The following is a 24,375-nucleotide window of genomic DNA, read 5'->3' on the forward strand; positions in this document are numbered from 1 at the left end:
AGGTGCCCTCCGATCCTTCCATCGACCGGCTCGAATGAATCGGCATCGGCGACGTCGCGGCGTGAAGTCGTGCCCGACCTGCCGGCTGTCGAGGGTGTCCCGGCTGCAAATCGCTAGTCCCGCAAACGGCCCTCCCCGTGTGCCGGGATTCGACTGCGTCGGGGCACCCGAACCAAGGTCCGCCTGAATGGTGGCGGTAACGCCCTTGCTGGCCGCCGCGCTGGTCCACGGCGTTGCCCGGGAGACGCTGCACCTCGCAGCAACCGGACTAGCTCTGTTCAGCCTCGACGACCTGGCCATCGACATCATCTTCTTTGCGCGGGCTGGCTGGCGACGCTGCACGATCTACCGCGTGAATAATCGTTCTGTAGCCGCAACGTTGCGGCGCGACTCGGCGGCTGCTATGGCGATACTGGTGCCTGCTTGGGATGAATCGGCGGTGATCGGCGCGATGCTTCGCGACCTGATCAACCGTCTCGACTATCCCAGCTACCGGGTGTTCGTCGGCGTCTATCCCAACGATCCCGAGACGCGCGAGGCTGTCGCGACGGTCACTGATCCACGGATCATCACGGTCGATTGCGACCGGCCGGGACCAACGACCAAGGCGGATTGCCTCAACCATCTATGGCGAGCCCTGGTGGCGGAGGAAATGCGCGGCGGCGAGCGCTTCAAGGCGGTCGTGCTGCACGATGCAGAGGATGTCGTCGATCCACGCGAGTTGCGGGTATTCGATCATCTCATCGGGCGGCTGGCGATGGTGCAGTTGCCGGTGCTGCCGCTCGTCGACCCCGCCTCACGCTGGGTCAGCGGCCATTACCTTGATGAATTCGCCGAGGCGCACGGCAAGGACATGGTGGTGCGCGAGGCGCTCGGCGCCGCGGTGCCGAGTGCTGGCGTCGCCTGCGCCATCGACCGGGACATGCTGGGCCGCATCGCCGACCTTGCCGGAGGCAAGCCGTTCGATCCGAATTGCCTGACCGAGGATTACGAGATTGGCATCAAGATCAAGGCGCTCGGCGGGCGCGGTGCGCTGGTGCGCATCGCCGGCGACGCTGGCGGCGGCGTGGTCGCAACGCGGGAGCATTTTCCTGCCACGATCGATACCGCGCTGCGCCAGAAAACCCGCTGGCTCCTCGGCATCGCGTTCGGCGGCTGGGATCGACTGGGCTGGGGTGGCGGCTGGGCCGACCGCTTCATGCTGATGCGCGACCGCAAGGTGATCGTCGCGGCACTGCTAACGCTATTCGGCTATGCCGCCATGGCGCTGGTCCTGCTGGATACGTTGCTTGCCGCGATCATACCGGGCGCGGCGAAGTTCACGCCGCTGGTGGCACCAGGTAGCCTTCTTGCGGCAACCTTGATGTTCACGACGTCGGTGCTCGTATGGCGTCTGGTCATGCGCGCCGGCTTCACCGCTTCTGTCCACGGCTGGCGCGAAGGGCTGCGGGCTGTGCCCCGGGTTGTCGTCGGCAACCTGATCAACGCTCTGGCAGCGTGGCGAGCTACCTTTCGTTACCTGGCGATACGGCGAGGGCGCGCCGAACTGACGTGGGACAAGACCGCTCACCGCTTCCCGGGCGTAGAATGAGGGTAGGTCCGCTACGCTTCCTGGCGCTGTTCGGCACTGCTGCGTTTGCGCTCGGTGCCAGCCGTATCCCCGACCTCGCCACCGGCATGAAGACCGACATGGCGGCGGCGAGCGAGGACCCGACGGACCTTTCCGCCGCCGCGTCGTCCGACGAGGCGTTGCCACACCGGATCGTGCTGCAGCCGTGGCATCAGCATCAAGCACTGCCGTTGGTAATTCGTCTTCGCGAGCCGGCTCGGTTACCAGAGCGTAGGCCGCCGCCGCGAGTTCGATTAGTCGCCGCCGTACCGACCCGAGCAGCGCTGGCCATCACACAGCCACAACTGCCGTGGAACGACGTCGCAGTGTTCACCGATAGCGCCGGGCCGGACGCAACCCGATTGGCCGCCGCGCCTCAGGACAGTTGGGTGTTCACGCCACCGCCTGCGTCCGAGCAGCCGGGATTTTCCAGCCAGCAGTTCGCCACCGCCGCCTACGGCCAGTTGAAGTCAGGCAACCGTCGCGCCGCAGCCAGGGCTTTCGAGAAGGCGCTCGGCGAGACACCCGACGACACCAACGCGCCTGCCTGGCGTTCGCAGCTTGCCTTGATGCGGCGCCGCTGGTCGGGTGAGGTCTATCTGCTCGGTCGTGAGCAAGGCCCTAACGGCCTCGGCGTGGCGCCGCTGCTTGGCGGTGGACAGGCGGGCAGCACCTTGTCGTTCACACCCGACCCGCTGGCGCGCCAGCCGTTCTCGGTAACGCTGCGCACTGCCATTCCACTGCGCGGCGATGGGCTCGGCACCGGCTTCGAAGGCCATGGAGCACAGGTCGCGCTGGGTGCGCGCTGGCAGGCCCTGCCGTGGATGGCGCTATCCGCCGAGCGCCTCGTAGCTGTCGGCAGCCAGGGCCGCGACGCCTGGACCCTGCGGGCCGCAGGCGGCGGTTCGCACAAGGTCGGCCGATTGCTCGTCGACGGCTACGCCGAGGCCGGTGTCGTCGGCGCCAGCCGCCGCGACGTCTATGCCAGCGTCCAGGCCCGCGCCGTCGTGCCGATCCCGATCGCTTCTGGGTGGACATTGCAGCCCGGCGTCGGTCTGTGGTCGAGTGTCCAGCGTGCCGGCGGGCAGACACTCGACCGCGTCGATGTCGGACCGACTGTCAGCCTGCAACTGCCGCATGCCACGCTGAGCCTGGACTACCGCTACCGCGTCACCGGTAACGTCCGCCCGGACAGCGGCGTCGCCCTGACCCTTTCAGCGCGCTTCTAGCTGTCGTCGTTGGCGGTGGGGCGGCGTGCGCCCAGCTTGTTCAGCAGCGACCGCGTCCGCAGCAAGCCGAGCAACTCGTTGATCGACGCGACGCCACGCTCGGCCATGTCGGTCGCCTCGGCCTCGTCGATCCGGCCGGCGGTGTGCTCGAAGAACAGCCGCATTTCCTGGGTCGTAACCCACTCCACGAAATCCAGGTAAAATTTCATGCTCTCGGTGGTGAAACCGCGTTCGCTGGTGAAGCCGGTCGTCCGCAGGTCACCCAGCACCCGCATGATCGTCGCGTCGCGGGCCGACATCGTGCCCGCCGCATCGACCGCGATCACCCCCGCCGCCGATTGCTGGTCGATATCCTCGTCGCCGCAGCCCGTCTGGGCCATCACGTCCGACACGGCGACACGCGGCGCATCATGGTCGAGCCGGGCCCGTAGCACACTGTCGAGTTCGGGAAACGCCTGCGGCTCCAGCCAACGCTCGCCGCCATCTTCACCGCCTGCGTCCAGCAACGAGCGGATCACCGCAAGCGGCAGGAAGCGTTCCTCCTGCAGTCGCTTTATAGCTTTCAAGCGCGTGACATGCGCCTCGCTGTATGATGCTGAGTTGCGGCTCGCACGCGTCGGCTCGGGCAACAGGCCCTCGCGAATATAATAGCGAATGGTCTCGCGGCCCACGCCAGTCCGTTGTTCCAGTTCGCGCATTCGCATAGTACCCGGCTAGCATCGCCGCACGTCCGGCGCTACGCCTTCGATCGGACCGTGTGCGGCAAGGCTTGAGCCATTTCGCGCTGCCCCTACGTTACGCGTCCATGCAGGCCTTCGCCGCCCTTCTCGATGCGCTCGTCTACACGCGGTCGCGCAATGCCAAGCTGCGCCTGATCGGCGATTACCTGCGCGCGACGCCCGATCCCGATCGCGGCTGGGCACTGGCCGCCCTGACTGGCGGGCTCAGCCTGAAAGCCGTGCAGCCCAAGCTGATCCGCCTGCTGATCGAGGACCGCGTCGACCCGGTGCTGTTTGCCATGAGCTACGACTATGTCGGCGACCTTGCCGAGACGGTCGCTCTGCTGTGGCCCGACCCGCTGGTGGCCGAACTGCGTCCGCCGCCGACACTGAACGAGGTCGTCGAGCGACTGTCCGACCTAGCCCGCGCCGACGCGGCAGCAGTGATGACCGAGCTGATGGACCGGCTCGATGCACAGGGCCGGTATGCGCTGCTCAAGTTGGCGACCGGAGCCTTGCGCATCGGCATCTCGGCACGGCTGGCGAAGACTGCGTTCGCCCAAGGATTCGGCGTCGAGGTCGATGCGGTCGAGGAGGTCTGGCACGGCATCCATCCGCCCTACCCGGCCTTGTTCGCCTGGGGCTCCGGCACCGGCGAACAGCCAAGCCACACCAGCGTGCCGGTGTTCCGCCCGTTCATGCTGGCCCATCCGCTCGAAGAGCTCAAGGTCGACCTCGCCGATTATGCCGCAGAGTGGAAGTGGGACGGGATTCGGGTCCAGCTGGTCCATGTCGCCGGCGAGACCCGGCTGTTCTCGCGCGCCGGCGACGACATTACCCGCAGCTTCCCAGACGTCGCCGCCGCCTACTCTAAACCGGCCGTCCTCGACGGCGAATTGCTGGTGCGCGGCGACTTCCAGGGCGGCGGCCATGAGAACGAGGGTGCTGCCAGCTTCAACGCACTCCAGCAGCGGCTCAACCGCAAGGCTGTCACTGCCAAAGCAATGGCGGATTTTCCTGCATTCGTCCGGCTTTACGACATTCTGTACGACGGCGACGAAGATCTTCGGGCCTTGCCGTGGACCGAACGTCGCGTTCGCCTGGAGGCACTGATGCCCAGCCTCGATCCTGGCCGCTTCGATTTGTCCGCGGTAATCGACGCGCCGGACTTCGAGGCTTTGATGGAGATCCGCCTCGGGACCCGCGACGCGGCGATCGAGGGGTTGATGCTCAAGCGCCGCGACTCGCCCTATGTGCCGGGACGCCGCACCGGCCTGTGGTACAAATGGAAGCGCGATCCGCTCGTTGCCGACTGCGTCATGATGTATGCGCAACGCGGCCACGGCAAACGGTCGAGCTTCTACTCCGACTATACCTTCGGCTGCTGGACCGAAACGGGCGAGCTGCTGCCGGTCGGCAAGGCCTATAGCGGTTTCACCGACGAGGAGCTCGGCTGGCTCGATCGCTGGGTCAGAAACCACACGACGGCACGGTTTGGACCGGTTCGCGAGGTTGAAAAGGCCCTTGTGCTCGAGGTAGCGTTTGATTCGCTCCACCATTCGAGCCGGCACAAGTCCGGCTTGGCGATGCGTTTTCCCCGAATCGCCCGCATTCGCGCCGACAAGCCGGCAGCAGAAGCTGATAGGATTGTTGGACTGTTAAAGCTGGTGACGTGATTGTTTCGCAGGCAGAGGATAATCCAGCTTGCCAAATGGACGCCACCACGATTTGTGTGGATAACTATTCAGACTGTGCCGGGGGGCTCAATGGCTATCGAAGAGATCGATCTGGGGGACGGAGAGCTTCTCGCTTTCGCCCTTAACTTCGCCGGGAGTAGTCCTGCTGCTCCAGTGGCGGCACATCTGCTCGATGAGTTCGGCGATGTCGAGGTCATTCTGGCGTCCGATCCGTCCGACCTGCGCAGCCGTGGCGGCCTCGATAATCGGTCGGTGGCGATCCTGAAGCTGCTCCACGCTTTCCGCAGCGACAACCGCCGGGACATGCTGCTCAACTAGGCCATTGCGCCTCGTAGCGCGCCAGCCCGGCGTCGAGATCGGCGATCAGATCGGCGGGATCCTCCAGGCCGATATGGAGGCGGACGACGGCGCCGGCGCTGACGAAGCGGGTCGCGGTGCGGACGCGGTTGGGTTCGACCGGGAGGATCAGGCTCTCGAAGCCGCCCCAGCTGAAGCCGATGCCGAAATGCTCGAGGTGGTCGATCAGCGGCCCGGTCTGGGCGCGCGTGCCGCGCTTGAGGGTGAAACCGAACAGCCCGCTGGCGCCCTTGAAGTCGCGACTCCACAGTGCGTGGCCGGGATCATCAGGCAGGCCGGGGTGGAGCACCCGCTCGACCGCCGGGTGCCGGGCCAGCCAACGCGCGACGGCGAGACCATTGGCCTCGTGCTGCTTCAGCCTCAGGCCGAGCGTGCGCAGGCCGCGCAGTGCCAGCGCGGCGTCGTCGGGGGCGACATGCTGGCCGAGGCGGTAGGTCGTCTCCTTGAGGCGCGGCAGCCAGGCGGCGTTGGCAGTAACGGCGCCCATCATCAGGTCGCTGTGGCCGCCGACGTATTTGGTCACCGCCTGCATGCTGAGGTCGATGCCGTGCGCCATCGAGGCGAACAGTAGCGGCGTCGCCCAGGTGTTGTCGAGGATCGTCGCGATGCCGTGCCGCCGCGCCACTTCGACGATGGCGGGGATGTCCTGCACCTCGAATGTCAGCGAGCCCGGTGATTCGAGCAGGATCCCGCGGGTGTTGGGCCGGATCAGCGCCTCGATGCCGGCACCGATCAGCGGATCGTAATAGGTCGTCTCGACACCGAAGCGCTTGAGCATGCGGTCGGCGAACAGGCGGGTCGGGTCGTAGGTGCTGTCGACGATGAGCAGGTGGTCGCCGCTGCTGGCAACTGTCAGCAATGCCGCCGCCAGCGCCGCGACGCCGCTGGGGAACAGCTTGGTGCCGGCAGCGCCCGGATCGATCTCGGTCAGCGCGGCCTCCAGCGCCCATTGCGTCGGAGTGCCGCGGCGGCCGTAGTTCAGCCCGTCGTCGGGCGCCTTAATGCTGGCATCCAGCACCGCGAGGCTGTCGAACAGGATCGTCGAGGCGCGCCAGACCGGCGGGTTGACGATGCCCCGGCCGGTCGGACCATGGGTCCAGTCGGGATTACGCCCCGCCTCGACCAGCCGTGTCGCCTCGGATTTGCTCACGCCGCTCCGGTGACCACCGGGTTGGTCGGCGAGGCGCCCCATTCGGACCAGCTGCCGTCGTACAGCGCAAGGTTCTTGGCCCCGAGCAGCGTCGCGCCGAAGTAGATCACGGCGGCGGTGATGCCCGAACCGCAGGTCGTGACGATCGGCTTGGCGATATCGACCCCGGCGGCGGTGAACGCGGACTGCAGCGCCTCGCCCTGCTTCCAGGTGCCGTCCTCGTTGAACAGCAGGCCGATGGGCAGGTTCTTGGAGCCAGGGATGTGACCGCCGCGCAGGTTTTCGCGCGGCTCGGGCTCGGTCCCGGCGAAGCGGGCGGCGGAGCGGGCATCGACGACCTGCTCGGCCTTGGTCTTGAGGTTCTCGAGCATCTGCGCCTGGGTGCGGACGTTCTTCTTGTCGGCCCAGACGGTGAAGTGGCGGTGGCGAACGACCGGCTTGCCCGACTCCATCTGGCGGCCTTCGGAGTGCCATTTGGCAAGCCCGCCGTCGAGGATAGCGACTTCGTGTGCGCCGAACAGGCCCAGCATCCACCAGGCACGGGCCGAGGAGTGCAGCGGCGAATCGTCATAGACGACGATGCGGCTGCCATCGCCGAGACCGAGCGCCTGCATGCGGCTGGCGAACTTCTCGGCGGGCGGCAGCATGTGCGGCACGTCGGTGGCGGTATCGACGATCTCGTCGAGGTCGAAGAACACCGCGCCCGGGATGTGCGCTGCTTCGAACGCGGCGCGCGCATCGCCCTTCATGCCGGGGGCCAGCACCGTCGCATCGATGACCCGCAGGTCGCTCTTGCCGAGTTCGGCCGCGAGCCATTCGGTCGTCACCAAGGGGGTCATGCACGCAGCTCCTGTTGTCGTTATCGTTGCAATAGCGGCGTGCCCTTAACCTGTCACCCTGCTTGCGGTTTCACCATGGCCTACTTGCGGTTGCTTCACTCGATGCTAGGTCGAAGCAATGAGCGACTCCCTCCACCATCTCGGCCATTCGAGCAGCCTGCCCGCCACCCCGGACGAGGCCGTCCTCGACTATCCCGCCAATCCGCGCGCCGGCACCGACTATCTGGTACGCTTCACCGCGCCCGAATTCACCTCGCTGTGCCCGGTTACCGGCCAGCCCGACTTCGCGCACATCGTCATCGACTATCTGCCCGACGCCACCATCGTCGAATCCAAGTCCCTCAAGCTGTTCCTGTCGTCGTTCCGCAACCACGCCGCCTTCCACGAGGACTGCACCGTCGGCATCGGCCAGCGTCTGGTCGCCGAGATGGCGCCGAAGTGGCTCCGCATCGGCGGCTATTGGTATCCACGCGGCGGCATGCCGATCGACGTGTTCTGGCAGACCGGCGCACCGCCTGCCGGACTATGGGTTCCCGACCAGGGCGTCGCGCCCTATCGCGGCCGCGGCTGACGTCCGGAAGTTCACTCCGCAACACACCATAAACGTGATCTTCGCAGTCGAGCCTGCTTCGAAAAACTCGCCGCGACGCATCCCGTCAACCGACATTTGATCGGTCCGGCTATCCTCCATGCCTTTTATGTACCATATGGGCACACAAATAGCAAGGCGTGTCAGGGTAGCCCGGTCAGCTTGTGGGTCTGGAGGCCGAGCCGCCAGCGCGGGTGCGCGAGGCAATAGGCGATCGCGGCCTGGGTATTGGCCTCCCGCTCCGGCCCATCCATCGGCTGGAGGAAGAAGTTCTCGAACGCGAGGTCGGCGAAACGCTCGGGTTGCGCCAGTGCCTGCGGATAGACCAGCTTGAGTTCGTCGCCTGCGGTCAGCACCACCGGGGCATCGGCCTTTGGGCTGACACAGATCCAGTCGAGCCCGGGCGGCGGCAGTTGTGTGCCGTTGGTCTCGACCCCAACCGAAAAGCCGCGGGCGTGGAGGGCGTCGACCAGCGCGCTGTCGAGCTGGAGCAGGGGTTCGCCGCCGGTGCAGATCACCAGCCGGTGCGCTTCGCCCGCGCCCCATTCCGCCGCGACCGTCGCCGCCAGCGCCTCGCCGGTGCGGAACTTGCCGCCGCCCGGCCCGTCGGTGCCGATGAAGTCGGTGTCGCAGAACTGGCAGACCGCAGCGGCCCGGTCGACCTCGCGCCCGCTCCACAAATTGCAGCCGGCGAACCGCAGGAACACCGCGCGTCGCCCGGTCTGCGCGCCCTCGCCCTGCAGTGTGACGTAGATCTCCTTGACGGCGTAGGTCACCGCTACATCCTCCCCCTCTTCAGGGGGAGGGGGACCGCGCCCTTCAGCGCGGTGGAGGGGGCTGGCCCCGACCCCCTCCACCGCCAAGTGGCGGTCCCCCTCCCCCGGAAGCGGGGGAGGATCAAGGAAGCGGGGAGGTTCAAAGCGCGGGGTCCACGACGCCGGCCTCCTCGAAGCCCTTGGCGCGCAGGCGGCACGAATCGCACTCGCCGCACGGCGCGCCTGCCGGGGTCGGGTCGTAGCAGCTCCACGTCATTCCGAAGTCGACGCCCAGCCGCGCACCCTCGCGGACGATGTCGGCCTTGGTCATCGCGCTGAGCGGCGTATGGACGGTGAAGCGGTCGCCCTCGACACCGGCCTTGGTCGCCAGATTGGCCATCGCCTCGAATGCCGCGACGAACTCCGGCCGGCAGTCGGGATAGCCCGAGTAATCGAGTGCATTGACGCCGATGAACAGGTCGCGCGCGCCCGCCGCCTCGGCCCAGCCCAACGCCACCGACAGGAAGATCGTGTTGCGCGCCGGGACGTAAGTCACCGGGATGCCGGGCTCGACGCCGCCTTTGGGCACGTCGATGTCCGCCGTCAGCGCCGAGCCGCCGAAGCCCGACAGGTCGAGCGGCAGGACGACGTGCCGCACCACCTGCATCGCCTCGGCGACCCGCGCGGCGGCCTGCAGTTCGATACGGTGGCGCTGATTATAGTCGATGGTCAGCGCCAGAATGCGGAACCCCCGCTCGCGCGCGATGGCGGCGACGGTGGTCGAGTCGAGGCCGCCGGACAGCAGGACGACGGCGAGGGGCTGGGTCCAAGACATCAGATCTCGACCGCGAAGGTGCGCGCGCAGAATTCGCAGTCGACCTTTACCAGTCCGTCGTCGTCGCGCATCCCGGCGCGGTCCTCCTCGGAGAAGCGCCCGAGCACGTCGCGGATGTGCGCGGCGGAGCAGCGGCAGCCGCGGGTCGGGGCGATGCCGTCGACGATGCGGACCTGCTCCTCGTGGAACAGCCGCCATAGCAGCGTCTCCTCGGACAGAGCCGGATCGGTGAGCTCGGCGTCGCGGACGGTGCTGGCGAGTGCCAGGACATGCTCCCAGTCCGGGTGGGCGCGCTGCTCGTCGCTGGCCACCGACAGGCGCTCGCCGCCGAGTTCGCTGCGGGCGAGGTGCTGGACCAGCAGGCCGCCGGCGATCCAGCCGGTCGCGGCATCGCCCGACACCGCGACATGGACCAGCGTCGGCAACTGCTCGCTGGTCTCGAAATAGCCGCGCACCGCATCGCTGAGCGAGGCGCCCTCCAGCGGCACGATGCCTTGGTAGCGCTCCGACCCCGAGGTCGGGTCGAGGGTGATCGCCAGGTGACCGGTGCCGAACAGGCCGGGCAGGCTCATGCCGCTGGGGATCGTCGCGCTGTCGTCGAAGCGGATATAGCCGCGCACCGCGCCGGCGCGGTAGTCGCAGACCAGCAGGTCGACCGCGCCGCCCTTGGCCTGCGCCTGCATGGTCATCTGGCCGGCGCCGTCCTGCAACGTGCTGCCGAGCATGGTGGTCAGCACCAGCGCCTCGGCCAGCAGCCGCGCGATGGCGTCGGGGTATTTGTGCGCCGCCAGCACCGCATTGAGGCTGGCATCGAGCCGCACGACGCGGCCGCGGACGTTGCGCGCCGCAACGGTGAAGCCGAGGCTGCGGTCGGCGACTGGAGCGATAGTCTCGAGGATCATGGACAAGTCCGGCAGGCTTTCAATCGGGGGATGACCCGATATCGGGGGCTCAGCCGATCTTTCCAAGGCACCACAGCATGATCGCCTTCTGGACGTGCAGCCGGTTCTCGGCCTCGTCCCAGACTGCGGAGGCGGGACCGTCGATGACCTGGTCGAGGACTTCCTCGCCGCGGTGAGCAGGCAGGCAGTGCAGGAAGACCGCGCCCTCGGCCGCTTTCGACATCAACAGCGGGGTGACGGCGAACGGCTTCATCGCGCTCGCCTTGTCCTTGGTATCGGCCTGGCCCATCGACACCCAGGTGTCGGTGACGACGACCTTGGCGCCCTCGACCGCGGCGACCGCGCTGCGCACCACGTCGATCGAGCCGCCGCGGGCACACGCCGTCGCCATCACCGCCTGGTCGGGGTCATAGCCGTGCGGAACGCCGAGCTTGAGGTCGAAACCCATGACGCTGGCCGCCTCGATCAGCGAATGCGCCATGTTGTTGCCATCGCCGACCCAGGCCCAGCAGGTGCCCTCGACCGACTGGCCGAGGCGCTCCTCGACGGTCATCAGGTCGGCCATCGCCTGGCACGGGTGGCTGAGGTCGGTCAGGCCGTTGATCACCGGCAGGCTGCCGAACTCGGCCAGCCCCTCGACGGTCTCGTGGGCCGCGGTGCGGATCATGATCGCATCGACGAAGCGCGACAGCACGCGGGCGGTGTCGGCGACGGTCTCGCCGCGCCCGAGCTGCATGTCGCTGCTCGAGGTAACGATGCTGGTACCACCGAGCTGCCGGATGCCGACGTCGAAGCTGAAGCGCGTCCGCGTCGACGGCTTCTCGAATATCATCGCCAGAACGTGACCCGCGAGCGGAGCATCGTCGTCGACGGCACCGCGCGGCTTGCCGGCACGCGCCGCCTTGCGACGGTGCGCCTCGTCGAGGATGGCGCGAAGGGCGGCCTTGCCTGGGGTGGCGAGGTCGAGGAAATGCCTCACGCCGCCATCGCCGGGGTGAACGCCGCTGCGGCTGCCGAGATCTTGTCGATCGCCTCGCGGATGTGGGTCTCGTCGATGATCAGCGGCGGCAGCAGGCGGACGACGTTGTCGCCGGCAGCGACCAGCAGGATGCCGTGCGAGCGGGCGTGGCCGACGAAGGCGCGGCTGTCGGATTTCATCTTGAGGCCGAGCATCAGGCCGACGCCGCGGACGCTGTCGAACAGCTCGTCATGGTTGGGGATCATCTGCTCCAGACCCGACCGCAGCCGTGCGCCCATCTCGGTGACGTGCGCCAGGAACGCCGCGTCGTCGATGATGTCGAGGCTGGCGTTGATCGCCGCCATCGCCAGCGGGTTGCCGCCATAGGTCGAGCCGTGGGTGCCGACGACCATGCCGCTCGCCGCATGCTCGGTGGCGAGGCAGGCACCGACCGGGAAGCCGCCGCCGATGCCCTTGGCCACCGACATGATGTCGGGGAGGATGCCGTAATGCTCATAGGCGAACAGGTGGCCGGTCCGCCCGACGCCGCACTGGACCTCGTCGAAGATCAGCAGCAGGCCATGCTTGTCGGCGAGGTCGCGCAGGCCCTGCAGGAACTCGTGGGTGCCGGGGCGGATGCCGCCCTCGCCCTGGATCGGCTCGACCAGGATGCCGCCGATGCTGCCGTCGACAGCGGCGGTCGCAGCCTCGAGGTCGCCGAACGGCAGGACCGTCGCCCAGTCGGGCAGCGGCTCGAAGCCGTCGCGCAGCTTGTACTGGTCGGTGACCGAGATCGTCGCCATCGTCCGCCCGTGGAAGGCGTTCGAGAAAGTCAGGATGCGGAACTTCTCGGGGGTGCCGGCGGCAAAATGGTGACGGCGGCAGGTCTTGATCGCGCACTCCAGCGCCTCGGCGCCCGAGTTGGTGAAGAACACGGTGTCGGCAAAGGTCCGCGCCACCAGCCGCTCGGCGGTGCGCTGCTGGTCCGGGGCGCCGTACAGATTGCTGATGTGCATCAGCGTCGCGGCCTGCTTCTGGATCGCGCCGATCAGGTGCGGATGGCTGTGGCCGAGCGCGTTGACGGCGATCCCGGCGGCGAAGTCGAGCCACTCCTTGCCGTCGGCGTCGTACAGATAACAGCCTTCGCCTCGTACCGGCGCAACTTCGCAGCGGCCATAGACGGGCATCATCGCGGTGATCGCCATCGGTAATTGCGCCTTTCAGCAACGCAAAAGGGCGGCGCAAACGGCCGCCCGGTCACGCTGCTTTAACGGCTTGGCGACATCGGCTCAAGCCCGGTGTTACTGGACCGCCTGTGGTCGCTGTGACGCAGACCGCGCCGCATTCCAGTCCTGGACGAAGGCGACCAGCGCGGCGCCCGGCATTGGGGTCGAGCAGTAATAGCCCTGGTACCAGTCGCACTGCGCCTCCGCCACCAGGTCGAGGTCGTCGCGCGTCTCGACGCCCTCCGCCGTCACCCGGATGCCGAGCGCCCGCGCCATGTCGACGACGCCGCGCACGATGACGCGGTCGCGCGCCGATCCCGCGAGGTCGGAGGTCAGCGACTTGTCGAGCTTGAGGTAGTCGAGCGGCAGCGCCTTGAGATAGGCGAGGCTGGAATAGCCGGTGCCGAAGTCGTCGAGCGCGATGCGGACGCCCCGCGACTGCAGCGTCCGCAGCCCGGTCGCCGCACTGGTCAGGTTCTCGATCAGGTCGCTCTCGGTGATCTCGACGGTCAGCCGGTCGGCGGGAAAGCCGCTTTGCGCCAGCGCCCAGTCGAGGCGCTCGTCGAAGTCCGCGGCGCGCAGGTCGCCGGCGCTGACGTTGACCGAAAGCTGCAGGCCGCACAGCGCCTCGGGCCAGGCGGCGGCCTCGAGCAGGGCGCGCAACCGGATATGCTTGCCGAGCTGGATCGCCACCTCGGCGCTGGCCGCGACCTCCAGTAGCGTCGTCGCCGACAATTGGCCCAGCACCGGATGCGCCCAGCGGACCAGCGCCTCGACGCCGCAGATGACGCCCGAGTCGATCATCACCTGGGGCTGGTAGACGATCTCGAACTCGCCGATCTCGATCGCCCGGCGCAGGTCGGACTCGAGCTCGGCCAGCCGGGTCAGCGGATCGCCGTCGGGGCTCGGCCTGAACACCTCGATGTCGCCGGGTGCGCCGGTGCGCGCAACCGCCAGGGCGGCGCTGGCGTGGCGGAACAGCAGGTCGGAGCCCGATGGCTTGGAATAATCCGCATTGGCGCAGGCGATGCCGATGCGGACCGCGAGGTGGATCAGCCGGCTATCGATGGCGAAGGGTTCGTTGAAGATCGCGATGACTTTCTGCGCGATCGCCTGCGCCTCGGGGAAGGTCGTCGGCGACGGCAGCACTATGGCGAACTCGGCGCCCGCCATCCGGGCCACCAGCCAGTCGTCGCCGATGGCGCCGTCCTTGCCTGGTTTGGCCGGGCCGATCAGGGCGTTGAGGCGATCGGCGGCGGCCTGCAGCAGCGCGTCGGCGACGGTGCGCCCATAGGCAGCGTTGATCTGGCCGAAGCGCCCGACGGCGATCAGCATGACGATCACCGAGGGGTGGGCGACGACGTCCTGGTCGAGCAGCAGGGCGACCCAGTCATGCGCCTGCTGGCCGGAGGCGAGCCCGGTCAGGGCATCGCGCTGCATGATGCCCTTCTCGACCGTCGCCGCCCGCCCGGCCGCCGCATCGCCGATCCGCATCGTCATGCGCTGGGCGAAGCGCACCGCCTCGATCAGGTCGGCAGCGGTGAACGGCGAGGTCAGGACATGCGTCGCGCCCGCCGCATAGGCCGCGCCGACGGCCCCGGCATCGCCGCGCGCCAGCAGGACCAGCAACGCGCCGTGCCGTGCCTCGACCGCGAGGCCGAGTTCATGGGCGACGACCAGCCCGCTGGCCAGCGCGCCACGGGCGTCGATTACCGCGACCCGCGCCTGGCACCGCTCGAAAGCCGGCGTCGCCTCCGCTGCCCGGGTGACGATCTCGACCGCCATATCGCCTGCTCGCAAGGATGCGCCGACATCCCGGGCATAGCGCGGTGCCAGCACGAACAGCGGTTCGGGTCGATCGACTGAATCGTCCGGCATCGTTTCTCGCAACGGTCGGGGGGAACCGAGCGTCCAGTGTACTATCGGGCGGCAGAACTGAACAGTCTTGCTGAACGAAATGCTGTATGAACCCGTAACGACCGGCCATTGCGGGATTTAAGCGGCGCAGATTGCCGCGCGAATGGACAATCGCCGGACCACTCCCCATTATTGGGCGTATGGCCGGCGATCCGCTCACCCTGCACCGGCCTCCGGCTGTGACCCCGCTTGTCGATCCGTTCGGCCGCACGATCGACTATCTGCGCGTCTCGGTGACCGATCGCTGCGACTTCCGCTGCCTGTATTGCATGGCGGAGGACATGACCTTCCTGCCCAAGGCGGAGGTCCTCAGCCTGGAGGAAATCGACCGCCTGGCCAGCGCCTTCGTGCGGCGGGGAACGCGCAAGCTGCGCCTGACCGGTGGCGAGCCGCTGGTCCGCCGCGGCATCATGGACCTTGTCCGGTCGCTGTCGCGCCACCTGGACTCTGGTGCGCTGGACGAGCTTACGATGACCACCAACGGCTCGCAACTGGCGCGCTTCGCCGGCGAACTGAAGGCGGCGGGCGTGCGCCGGATCAACGTCAGCCTCGATACGCTGGACGAGGCCAAGTTCGCGCATGTGACGCGCTGGGGCCGCCTGCCGCAGGTAATGGAGGGCATCGCCGCCGCCGCCGCCGCCGGGCTGCACGTCAAGATCAACATGGTGGCGCTGGCCGGGATCAACGAGGACGAGATCGGCGACATGCTGTCGTGGACGGCCGCGGCGGGGCATGACCTGGTGCTGATCGAGACGATGCCGCTGGGCGAGGTCGCCGAGGACCGGGTCGATCGCTATCTGCCGCTCAGCCGGGTGCGCCGCGAACTGGAGCGCCGCCTGACGCTGATCGACCTGCCCGATTCGACCGGAGGCCCGGCGCGCTATGTCCGCATCGCCGAGACCGGCCAGCGCCTCGGCTTCATCACGCCGCTGACGCATAATTTCTGCGAGAGCTGCAACCGCGTCAGGCTGACCGTCACCGGGATGCTGTACATGTGCCTCGGCCAGGACGATTCCGCCGACCTGCGCGCCGTGATCCGCGCGACCTCCGACGAGGCGGCGCTCGATGCCGCGATGGTCGAGGCGATCGGCCGCAAGCCCAAGGGCCATGATTTCGTCATCGACCGGCGTGCGGCCCGGCCCGCACTCGCCCGCCACATGAGCGTCACCGGCGGATGACCCTCAAGCTGGCGTTGATGGTGTCGCCGACCGAGGCTGCCGAAGGCGCCGCCCGGCAGCTCCGCGCCCGCTACGACTGGGTCGCCACCTCCGACGCCGATGTCGTGGTGGCGCTCGGCGGCGACGGCTTCCTGCTGCAGGTCCTGCATGCCGCGCTCAATGCCCGGGCACCGCGCCCGATGTTCGGTATGAACCTCGGCACCATCGGCTTCATGATGAACGAGTTCCGGGTCGATGCGCTGGTCGAGCGGGTCGCTGCCGCGCGCGCTTTCACCCTGCATCCGCTGGCGATGGAAGCGCGCAGCATGCGCGGCGATGTCACCGTCTCGCCCGCGATCAACGAGGTTTCGCTGCTGCGCGAGACCCGCCAGGCCGCGAAGATCGAGATCAGCATCGACGGCCGGGTGCGGATGGCGGAACTCGCCTGCGACGGCGTGCTGGTCGCGACCCCGGCCGGATCGACCGCCTACAACCTGTCGGCCAACGGCCCAATCCTGCCGCTGCAAAGCGACCTGCTGGCGTTGACCCCGATCAGCCCGTTCCGGCCACGGCGCTGGCGCGGCGCGCTGCTGCCGCAGGCCTCGGTCATCGAGTTCCGCATCCTGGAAGCCGGCAAGCGCCCGGTCAGCGCCGTCGCCGACCAGCTGGAGGTCCGCGACGTCGCCTGGGTCAAGGTCACCACCGACAAATCGGTCAGCCTCGACCTGCTGTTCGACCCGGATTACGCGCTCGACGACCGCATCGTCATGGAGCAGTTCCTCAGTTGAGCCATTAGGGCTTGGCGTTACCGGTGTGCGTTGCTATACGCCCGCCCTCGTTCCTCGGTAGCTCAGCGGTAGAGCATCCGACTGTTAATCGGATGGTCGCAGGTTCGAATCCTGCCCGGGGAGCCATTTCCTTCTTTGCGACAACGCATTGCGACGATGCATCGCGTCGTCGAGGTGTCGCGGTCGATGCCGCGGCCTAGGTCGCCATCAGCGCATCGACGAAGCGCTGGCGCCACCAGACGACGTCTTCTGCCTCGACCGAATCCATCAGCCTGCGCCAGCGGCTGATGCGCTCGGCCTTATCCATCCTGAGGGCCAGCAGGATCGCATCCGACATTTCCTCGGCGCTGTACGGGTTGATCAGCACCGCGCCCTTCAACTGCACCGCCGCCCCGGCAAAGCGCGACAGGATCAGGACGCCCGGGTCCTCCGGGTCCTGCGCCGCGACATATTCCTTGGCCACCAGGTTCATGCCGTCGCGCAGCGGCGTCACCAGCCCGATCCGGGCGGCGCGGTAGATGCCGGCGAGGACGTCGCGCGGATAGCCCTGGTTGACGTAGCGGATCGGCACCCAGTCGACATCAGCATAGGCACCGTTGATCCGCCCCGACAGCCCCTCCAGGTCGGTCCTGATCTGCTGATAGGTCTCGACGGACTCGCGCGACGGCGGCGCGATCTGCAGCAGGAAGACCTCCTTGCGCTCCTCGGGATGCTCGACAAGGAACCGCTCGTAGCCGAGGAAGCGCTCCTCCAGCCCCTTCGAATAATCGAGACGGTCGACGCCGACGATCATGTCGCGGCCATTGCAGCTGTCGCGCATCTGGCGGTGCGACAGCCGCGCCGTGATGCTGCGCGACATGGCGACGAACTCCGGCGTGTCGATGCCGATCGGACAGGTGATCGCCTTGATCGTCCGGCCAGCGAGGCTGATGTTGCCGTCGGCCTCCAGCACCGCGCCGAGTTGCTGGACGACATATTCGGAAAAGGATTCGCGCCACTCGTCGGTGTGGAAGCCGATCACGTCATAGGCGAACAGCGTCCGGACGAGATCCTCGGCCTTCGGCAGGCTCGACAGCAGCCGCCGCGCCGGCCAGGGAATATGCAGGAACAGGCCGATGCGGTTCTTGCAGCCGCGCTTGCGGAGCTCCGAACCGAGCGGGAACAGGTGATAATCCTGTACCCAGATCGCGTCGTCGGGCTCGATCAGCGGCCGGACGGTCTCGGCGAAGCGCTCGTTGACGCGCTGGTAGCCGCCTGCGAAGCCGCGCTCGTATTCCGCCAGGTCGATGCGGTCGTGGAACAGCGGCCACAGCGTGCGATTGGCGTAGCCGTTGTAATATTCCTCGATGTCCTGGTCTTCGAGATCGATCGTCGCGGTGGTGACGCCGCTGTCGCGCTGGAAGTTGATGTGACCGGTGAACTGGTCGGTGCGCTCGCCCGACCAGCCGAACCAGAAGCCCGAATATTCGCGCAGCGCCGCCGCCAGCGCCACGGCCAGACCGCCCTGCGAGCCCGCTGGCGCGGACCCGGGCGCCTGGACGCGGTTCGAAACGATGATCAGCCGGCTCAACGGATGGCGCTCCACGGGCGGCTCAGCAGGACCGCGCAATTGATCATGCCGACCAGCGAATAGGTCTGCGGATAATTGCCCCACAGCTCGCCGGTCGACGGGTCGATGTCCTCCGACAACAGGCCGGCGGCGGTGCGCCGCGACAGCATCTCCTCGAACAAGGCGCGGGCATCGTCGCTCCGCCCGGTCAGGTGCAGCGCCTCGATCAGCCAGAAGGTGCAGACGTTGAACGCCGTCTCGGGCAGTCCGAAGTCGTCCTCGGTGGCATAGCGCAACATCGTCGAGCCGCGCCGCAATCCGGTCTCGACCGCCGCCAGCGTCGACCGGAAGCGCGGATCGTCGGGGGACAGGAAGCGCAGGTCGAGCAGCTGGATCAGGCTGGCATCGAGGTCGTCGCCGGAGAAGGTCGCCGACAACCGCTGGGTATCCTCGCGCCATGCCGCGGTCTCGATCCGGTCACGGATGACCTGTGCCCGCTGGTCCCAGAAGGCGCGACGATCCTCCAGTTTGAGCGCCGTCGCCGCACCCGCCAGCCGGTCGCACGCCGCCCAGCACATCGCCGCCGAATAGGTGTGGACGCTCTGCCGGGTGCGCAGCTCCCACAATCCGGCGTCGGGCTGGTCGTAATAATTCCAGGCGCGCTCGCCGACCTTTTCCAGCGCCTCGAAGTCCTCGACGCCCGCCATCCGGAACAGGCGCTCGTCGAAGAACGCCTGGGCGTTGGACAGGATGATCTGGCCATAGGCGTCGTGCTGGACCTGTTCATAGGCCTGGTTGCCGACGCGCACCGGCCCCATGCCGCGATAACCGGCGAGATCGGGGGCGAAGCGCTCCTCCAGCACCATCTCGCCGAGCACGCCGTACAGCGGCTGGATGTGCCCGCCGCGCGCGCCGTCGACGATGTTGCGGAGATAGCCGAGATAGGCCTCGAGCACGTCGAGCGCGCCGAGGCGGTTGAGCGCCTGCACGGTGTAATAGCCGTCGCGGATCCAGCAGTAGCGATAGTCCCAGTTGCGCTGCGACCCGGCATGCTCGGGAATGGAGGTGGTCAGGGCGGCAACGATCGCGCCGCTCTCCTCGTGCTGGCACAGCTTCAGGGTGATCGCCGAGCGGATGACGACCTCCTGCCATTCCGCCGGGGTCGCCAGCCCGCGTACCCAATGCTGCCATTCGGCCGTGGTGTCGGCGAGCATCTGCTCCACCGTCGTCGCGATGTCGCGGTCGAACGACTCGTCGGGGCCGAGGAAGAAGTGCAGCGGCTTCTCGACCCGGAAGGCCTGTTCGGAGGTGATCATCCCGGTCGGGCCGGTCGTCGTCATACGCAGCGTCAGCTCGTCGAGCAGGTAGCGCACATGGTTCGAGCCGCTGGTCGTCACGACGTCGGCCTTGCCCCAGCGGCGCGTCGGGCGAAGCCGCACCCGGATGCGCGGGCTGCCTGCCACCGGCCTGACGATCCGCGCGAAGGCGACGGGGCGGTAAGTCCGTCCCAGCCGCTGGAAGCGCGGGCAGAAATCGATGACCTCGACCGCATTGCCCTGCTCGTCGGTATGGCGGGTGACAAGGATCGGCGTGTTGCGCACATAGCGTTGCTCGGTGGCGACGCAGCCTTCCAGGTCGATCGCCCACAAGCCCGCGCCGGTGTCGGCGCCCTCGGCCTGACCGCTCAGCAGTGCCGAGAACAGCGGATCGCCGTCGACGCGTGGCACGCAGCCCCAGACGAACCGCCCGGCCCTGTCGACCAGCGCGCTGACCTGGCAATTGCCGATCGGCCACAGGTCCAGCGATGCCGTCATGAGTCTTCCCCGCAGGCAGTTTCGAGCCAGGCCAGCGTCGCCTCGACATCGTCGAGCCGGTAATGCGCCGCAGTCGGACGGTCCGCGCCGACCAGGATACCGAAGCCCCCCATCTCGGCCGCCACGACGAACGCCGCCTCGTCGGTATCGTCGTCCCCGATGAAGATCGGCATGCTGCCCGCCATCGCCGGGGTACGCAGCAGGGTGCGCAGCGCGCCGCCCTTGTCGGCACCGGGGGCGCGCAGTTCGAAGACCATCTTGCCGGACTGCAGCGTCAGGCCGGTCGATTTCGCCAGTCCCGTCGCCAGCCGGCGGCACGCGTCCTCGGCCTGCGGCTCGGCGCGGTAGTGCAGCGCGACGCCGAAAGGCTTGCGCTCGATGACGATAGCTGAGTGAACCTTCTGCAAACGCTGCATCTCCTGGATGACGGGGCCGAGATCGTCGGGGCGTGGTGGTTCGGATGCCGTGCCGTCGGGCCACAGCATCTCCACCCCATGGCTGCCGGCGAACACCAGCGCCGTGCTGCCGAGGAACTGCTTCAACTCGGCGATCGGGCGGCCGCTGACGATCGCCACCCGCCCGGGAAACTTCGTCGTCAGGCGGGCCAGCAGGCCGCGAAGCCGGTCGCTGACCTGCACGGCGCCAGGATGCGCCGCGATGCCGACGAGCGTGCCATCGAAGTCTAGAAACAGGCTCGCTTGCTGGAGGTCGACAAGGCCGGGAGCGGGACGATTGTCGCGGGGGGCGGTCGAAGCGATCGGCTTGGTCATCGTACGATAACGTATGGCTCCAGCGTCCGGGGGCCATGTTGGTTGTGGTCGTTGGGCATCATGAGTTTCGTTGATCCGGTTCTACTCCACCTCGAAGTGCAGATAGTCGTTGCAGGCTGGCGACCGCCATACCCTAGCGGTTTGTTCACCTTCGCGGCCATAGTTGGCGGGTCGGCTGGTCGGGTATTAAGCCCGGTCCCGCGCGGTGGGCGATGTGGTTCGCCCGTGAGGGACGTTATCCTGTCGCGCGACGCGGCGCCCGACACTTTCCCGGCTTGTCGGCGATTGCGGGGCGTGGGAGTGGCACGCATTCGCCGGCGCAGACCGGCCGGGAGAGTTGATCATGCGCGATATCGACCATTTCATCGGCGGTCAGACCGTCGTCGGCACCTCGGGACGCTATGGCGACGTCTTCGACCCCAACACCGGTCAGGTGCAGGCGCGGGTTCAGCTCGCCTCCGCTGCCGAGGTCGATGCGGCGATCGCCAATGCCGCCGCCGCGCAGCCCGGCTGGGCCGCGATCAACCCGCAGCGCCGGGCGCGCGTCATGTTCGAGTTCAAGCGGCTGGTCGAGCGCGACATGGAGCGGCTGGCCGAGCTGCTGTCGTCGGAGCACGGCAAGGTTATCGCCGATTCGAAGGGCGACATCCAGCGCGGGCTGGAGGTAATCGAGTTCGCCTGCGGCATCCCGCACCTGCTCAAGGGCGAGTACACCATGGGCGCCGGCCCGGGCATCGACGTCTATTCGATGCGCGTGCCGCTGGGCGTCGGCGCGGGCATCACGCCGTTCAACTTCCCGGGCATGATCCCGATGTGGATGTTCGGCGTCGCTATCGCCTGCGGCAACACCTTCGTGCTGAAACCCTCGGAGCGTGACTCGTCGCTGCCGGTCGAGCTCGGCAAGCTGATGATGGAGGCGGGCGCTCCTCCCGGCGTGCTCAACGTCGTCCACGGCGACAAGGAGGCGGTCGACGCCATCCTCGCCTCGCCGATCGTCCGCGCCGTCAGCTTCGTCGGCTCCTCGGACATCGCGCATCATGTCTATGCAACCGGCACCTCGACCGGCAAGCGCGTCCAGGCGATGGGCGGCGCCAAGAACCACGCCATCGTGCTGCCCGATGCCGACATGGAGCAGGTCGTCGCCGACCTGTCCGGCGCGGCATTCGGCTCGGCCGGCGAGCGCTGCATGGCGCTGCCGGTGGTGGTGCCGGTCGGCGAGCGCACCGCGGCGACGTTGCGCGAGATGATGGTGCCGGCGATGGCCGCACTCCGCGTCGGCGTGTCGAGCGACAAGGACGCGCACTACGGCCCGGTGATAAACGGCGCGCACCGCAGCCGCGTCGAGGACTATATCCAGATGGGCATCGACGAGGGCGCCGAGCTGGTCGTCGATGGTCGCGGCTTCCAGTTGCAGGGCCATGAGCAGGGCTTCTTCATCGGGCCGAGCCTGTTCGACCAGGTCAAGCCGACGATGCGCAGCTATCAGGACGAGATCTTCGGGCCGGTCCTGCAGATCGTCCGCGCCGAGACGCTGGCCGAGGCCGCCGCGCTGCCAAGCCAGCACCAATACGGCAACGGCGTCGCGATCTTCACCCGCAACGGCGGCGCGGCGCGCGATTTCGCCGCCACGGTCGAGGTCGGCATGGTCGGCATCAACGTGCCAATCCCGGTGCCGCTGGCCTATCACAGCTTCGGCGGCTGGAAGCGTTCGGGCTTCGGCGACCACAACCAGCATGGGCCGGAGGGCGTGCGCTTCTGGACCAAGGTCAAGACCGTCACCCAGCGCTGGCCGACCGGCGGCCACGAGCTGCCGCGCGGCTCCGAGGACGGCGGCCCGTCGCGGGTTGTCGACAGCAGCTTCGTCATTCCGACGATGAAGTAGGGGACCCGGCATGGCGAACATCGCATTCATCGGGCTCGGCCACATGGGCTCGGGCATGGCGGCCAATCTGGTCAAGGTCGGCCACAAGGTCCGGGCATTCGACGTCTCGGAGGCCGCGATGGCGCGCGCCGAGGCTGACGGCTGCATCCGCGCGGCCAACATCGGCGCGGCGGTCGACGGCGCCGATGCGGTGGTGACGATGCTGCCGGCCGGGCAGCACGTCGCACAGGTCTATGCCAACGAGGTCTTTGGCGCGGCACGACGCGAGATGGTGCTGATCGACTGCTCGACCATCGACGTCGCCACCGCCAAGCAGGTCGGCAGCGATGCCGCGAACCTCGGCCTGACGATGGTCGACGCGCCGGTTTCGGGCGGTACCGGCGGGGCGCAGGCGGCGACGCTGACTTTCATGGTCGGTGGCTCGGAGGCCGGCTTCGTGCTGGCGCGGCCGATCCTCGAGGGCATGGGCAAGGCGATCATCCACGCCGGCGGTCCCGGCATGGGCCAGGCCGCCAAGATCTGTAACAACATGATCCTCGGCGCGACGATGGTGGCGACGGCCGAGGCCTTCGTGCTGGCGCAGAAGCTCGGCCTCGACACCCAGACCTTCTTCGACATCAGTTCCAAGTCGAGCGGCCAGTCGTTCTCGATGACCAGCTTCTGCCCGGTGCCGGGTCCGGTGCCGGCGTCGCCTGCCAACCGCGACTATGCCGGCGGCTTCGGCGCGGCGCTGATGCTCAAGGATCTGAAGCTGGCGGTCGGGGCGGCGGCAGGGGTCGGCGCCAGCGTGCCGATGGGCTCGCAGGCCGAGGCGCTGTTCCAGATCTTCAACGGCCTCGGTGGCGGCAACAAGGACTTCTCGGCGATCATCAAGCTGCTCGACGGCAGCTGGCAGGACTAGCCGCGCGCCGCCGCCAGGATCGCGCCGCCGCGCGGTAGCTGAACGAGGACCGCGGTCGACAGGCCGGGCGGGGCAGCGGCGACGTCGAAGCTCGCCGGCAGCCCCGACCAGCCGCCGAGGCGCGTCAACTGGCGGACGATGTTGCGGTGGGGCAGCTTGCGCCCATTGTTCTCGCCGGCCTTGATGGCGACCTCGACGGTGCGCGGGTCATAGCGCACCAGCCAGACGTCGGCAGCGGTCCGGGGCATGTCGCCCTTGCCGATGACCAGCTTGCCGCCGTTCAGCGTCGCCACCGGCCCGGCGGGGCGCGGCGTCGCGGCGATCAATTTGGCGAGGGGTTGCGCCTGGGTGCCGGTGATATCCCGGCGGCCGTTGATGACGACCTGCGGGGTCCACACCTGCGCATGACCGAGGCCCCGCGCATAATCCCACTGCCGCTGGGTGTTGGCCGGCGTCGCAAAGCCGTCCTTCCAGCCGAGCTGGTCCCAATAGGTCACCGCGAAACTCAGCGCCAATATGTCCGGGCGGTCGGCGATCAGCGCGTTGACGTTGGCGTTGGCCGGCGGGCACGACGAGCAGCCCTGGCTCTGGAACAGCTCGATCACGGTGAGCGGGGCCGGGGCTGCGGGCAGCGCCACCGCAGGCGTGGCAACCACCGCGACGGCAAGCAGGGCTAGACGTAACATCGGGCAGGTCTCCATCGGTCTCTGCCAATGGTTTCGAGCGGCTGCC

At 68.0% G+C, this 24,375-nt stretch carries 22 protein-coding genes and 1 tRNA gene; 10 read left to right on the forward strand and 13 right to left on the reverse strand.

The window, feature by feature from the left end:
* The first annotated feature begins 187 nt into the window (after window positions 1-187).
* Together ACOFKW_RS03470 and ACOFKW_RS03475 are read left to right on the forward strand one after the other, a co-directional pair.
* Window positions 188-1,591: a glycosyl transferase family protein gene (locus ACOFKW_RS03470; RefSeq protein WP_419815963.1), complete on the forward strand. Its 1,404-nt coding sequence runs from the start codon at window positions 188-190 to the stop codon at window positions 1,589-1,591.
* Window positions 1,588-2,838 (forward strand): hypothetical protein, encoded by a 1,251-nt coding sequence (locus tag ACOFKW_RS03475; RefSeq protein WP_419815964.1) that lies wholly within the window; start codon window positions 1,588-1,590, stop codon window positions 2,836-2,838. Before ACOFKW_RS03470 ends, ACOFKW_RS03475 begins: the two co-directional genes overlap by 4 nt.
* Here ACOFKW_RS03475 and ACOFKW_RS03480 read toward each other — a convergent pair.
* A complete protein-coding gene (locus ACOFKW_RS03480) occupies window positions 2,835-3,509 on the reverse strand; it encodes a MerR family transcriptional regulator (RefSeq protein WP_419815965.1) in 675 nt (224 codons plus the stop codon). The genes ACOFKW_RS03475 and ACOFKW_RS03480 overlap by 4 nt on opposite strands.
* 134 nt (window positions 3,510-3,643) lie before the next feature.
* On the opposite strand from ACOFKW_RS03480, the gene ACOFKW_RS03485 reads away from it, so the two are divergent.
* On the forward strand, window positions 3,644-5,233 hold the full coding sequence (locus ACOFKW_RS03485; RefSeq protein WP_419815966.1) for a cisplatin damage response ATP-dependent DNA ligase: 1,590 nt from the start codon (window positions 3,644-3,646) through the stop codon (window positions 5,231-5,233).
* 90 nt (window positions 5,234-5,323) lie between these two features.
* Entirely contained in the window at window positions 5,324-5,572 is a 249-nt protein-coding gene (locus ACOFKW_RS03490) for a hypothetical protein (RefSeq protein ID WP_419815967.1), read from the forward strand.
* Here the strand turns inward: ACOFKW_RS03490 and metC are convergent.
* Together metC and sseA are read right to left on the reverse strand one after the other, a co-directional pair.
* A complete protein-coding gene (metC, locus tag ACOFKW_RS03495; RefSeq protein ID WP_419815968.1) occupies window positions 5,565-6,803 on the reverse strand; it encodes a cystathionine beta-lyase in 1,239 nt (412 codons plus the stop codon). The genes ACOFKW_RS03490 and metC overlap by 8 nt on opposite strands.
* Window positions 6,758-7,600, reverse strand: coding sequence for a 3-mercaptopyruvate sulfurtransferase (sseA, locus tag ACOFKW_RS03500; protein WP_419815969.1), 843 nt, complete (start codon window positions 7,598-7,600; stop codon window positions 6,758-6,760). The genes metC and sseA overlap by 46 nt, the downstream gene beginning before the upstream one ends.
* Window positions 7,601-7,718: 118 nt before the next feature.
* Here sseA and queF point away from each other — a divergent pair, with 118 nt between their 5' ends.
* Window positions 7,719-8,171: a preQ(1) synthase gene (gene queF / locus ACOFKW_RS03505; protein WP_419815970.1), complete on the forward strand. Its 453-nt coding sequence runs from the start codon at window positions 7,719-7,721 to the stop codon at window positions 8,169-8,171.
* A 161-nt stretch (window positions 8,172-8,332) separates the two neighbouring features.
* Here queF and queE read toward each other — a convergent pair whose 3' ends face one another.
* The 6 genes from queE to ACOFKW_RS03535 form a co-directional block, all read right to left on the reverse strand.
* Window positions 8,333-8,965 (reverse strand): 7-carboxy-7-deazaguanine synthase, encoded by a 633-nt coding sequence (gene queE / locus ACOFKW_RS03510; protein WP_419815971.1) that lies wholly within the window; start codon window positions 8,963-8,965, stop codon window positions 8,333-8,335.
* Between the two features lie 139 nt (window positions 8,966-9,104).
* Window positions 9,105-9,779 (reverse strand): 7-cyano-7-deazaguanine synthase QueC, encoded by a 675-nt coding sequence (gene queC, locus ACOFKW_RS03515; RefSeq protein ID WP_419815972.1) that lies wholly within the window; start codon window positions 9,777-9,779, stop codon window positions 9,105-9,107.
* Entirely contained in the window at window positions 9,779-10,681 is a 903-nt protein-coding gene (locus ACOFKW_RS03520; RefSeq protein ID WP_419815973.1) for an Hsp33 family molecular chaperone HslO, read from the reverse strand. Before ACOFKW_RS03520 ends, queC begins: the two co-directional genes overlap by 1 nt.
* 49 nt (window positions 10,682-10,730) lie before the next feature.
* Window positions 10,731-11,660: an ornithine carbamoyltransferase gene (gene argF / locus ACOFKW_RS03525; protein ID WP_419815974.1), complete on the reverse strand. Its 930-nt coding sequence runs from the start codon at window positions 11,658-11,660 to the stop codon at window positions 10,731-10,733.
* A complete protein-coding gene (locus tag ACOFKW_RS03530) occupies window positions 11,657-12,844 on the reverse strand; it encodes an aspartate aminotransferase family protein (protein WP_419815975.1) in 1,188 nt (395 codons plus the stop codon). The genes argF and ACOFKW_RS03530 overlap by 4 nt, the downstream gene beginning before the upstream one ends.
* A gap of 96 nt (window positions 12,845-12,940) precedes the next feature.
* On the reverse strand, window positions 12,941-14,743 hold the full coding sequence (locus ACOFKW_RS03535; protein WP_419815976.1) for a putative bifunctional diguanylate cyclase/phosphodiesterase: 1,803 nt from the start codon (window positions 14,741-14,743) through the stop codon (window positions 12,941-12,943).
* A 179-nt stretch (window positions 14,744-14,922) separates the two neighbouring features.
* Here ACOFKW_RS03535 and moaA point away from each other — a divergent pair, with 179 nt between their 5' ends.
* From moaA to ACOFKW_RS03550, 3 genes are all read left to right on the forward strand, one after another.
* Window positions 14,923-15,960: a GTP 3',8-cyclase MoaA gene (moaA, locus tag ACOFKW_RS03540; RefSeq protein ID WP_419815977.1), complete on the forward strand. Its 1,038-nt coding sequence runs from the start codon at window positions 14,923-14,925 to the stop codon at window positions 15,958-15,960.
* On the forward strand, window positions 15,957-16,727 hold the full coding sequence (locus ACOFKW_RS03545; RefSeq protein WP_419815978.1) for an NAD kinase: 771 nt from the start codon (window positions 15,957-15,959) through the stop codon (window positions 16,725-16,727). Before moaA ends, ACOFKW_RS03545 begins: the two co-directional genes overlap by 4 nt.
* A 51-nt stretch (window positions 16,728-16,778) precedes the next feature.
* A tRNA-Asn gene (locus tag ACOFKW_RS03550) sits at window positions 16,779-16,853 on the forward strand.
* Between the two features lie 70 nt (window positions 16,854-16,923).
* On the opposite strand, the gene ACOFKW_RS03555 is transcribed toward ACOFKW_RS03550, so the two are convergent.
* The 3 genes from ACOFKW_RS03555 to otsB are packed head-to-tail and all read right to left on the reverse strand — an operon-like array spanning window position 16,924 to window position 20,860.
* Window positions 16,924-18,297 (reverse strand): alpha,alpha-trehalose-phosphate synthase (UDP-forming), encoded by a 1,374-nt coding sequence (locus ACOFKW_RS03555; RefSeq protein WP_419815979.1) that lies wholly within the window; start codon window positions 18,295-18,297, stop codon window positions 16,924-16,926.
* Entirely contained in the window at window positions 18,294-20,090 is a 1,797-nt protein-coding gene (locus ACOFKW_RS03560; protein ID WP_419815980.1) for a glycoside hydrolase family 15 protein, read from the reverse strand. Before ACOFKW_RS03560 ends, ACOFKW_RS03555 begins: the two co-directional genes overlap by 4 nt.
* On the reverse strand, window positions 20,087-20,860 hold the full coding sequence (otsB, locus tag ACOFKW_RS03565) for a trehalose-phosphatase (protein WP_419815981.1): 774 nt from the start codon (window positions 20,858-20,860) through the stop codon (window positions 20,087-20,089). Before otsB ends, ACOFKW_RS03560 begins: the two co-directional genes overlap by 4 nt.
* A 343-nt stretch (window positions 20,861-21,203) precedes the next feature.
* Here otsB and ACOFKW_RS03570 point away from each other — a divergent pair, with 343 nt between their 5' ends.
* On the forward strand, window positions 21,204-22,742 hold the full coding sequence (locus tag ACOFKW_RS03570) for a CoA-acylating methylmalonate-semialdehyde dehydrogenase (RefSeq protein ID WP_419815982.1): 1,539 nt from the start codon (window positions 21,204-21,206) through the stop codon (window positions 22,740-22,742).
* A 10-nt stretch (window positions 22,743-22,752) separates the two neighbouring features.
* Complete coding sequence (gene mmsB, locus ACOFKW_RS03575; protein ID WP_419815983.1) at window positions 22,753-23,643, forward strand: 3-hydroxyisobutyrate dehydrogenase; 891 nt, start codon at window positions 22,753-22,755, stop codon at window positions 23,641-23,643.
* Here the strand turns inward: mmsB and ACOFKW_RS03580 are convergent.
* Window positions 23,640-24,329: a DUF1223 domain-containing protein gene (locus tag ACOFKW_RS03580; RefSeq protein WP_419815984.1), complete on the reverse strand. Its 690-nt coding sequence runs from the start codon at window positions 24,327-24,329 to the stop codon at window positions 23,640-23,642. The two genes, mmsB and ACOFKW_RS03580, sit on opposite strands and share 4 nt — an antisense overlap.
* Window positions 24,330-24,375 lie beyond the last annotated feature (46 nt).

Origin of the sequence: Glacieibacterium sp., assembly GCF_965200405.1 — a bacterium.
Classification (GTDB): domain Bacteria; phylum Pseudomonadota; class Alphaproteobacteria; order Sphingomonadales; family Sphingomonadaceae; genus Glacieibacterium.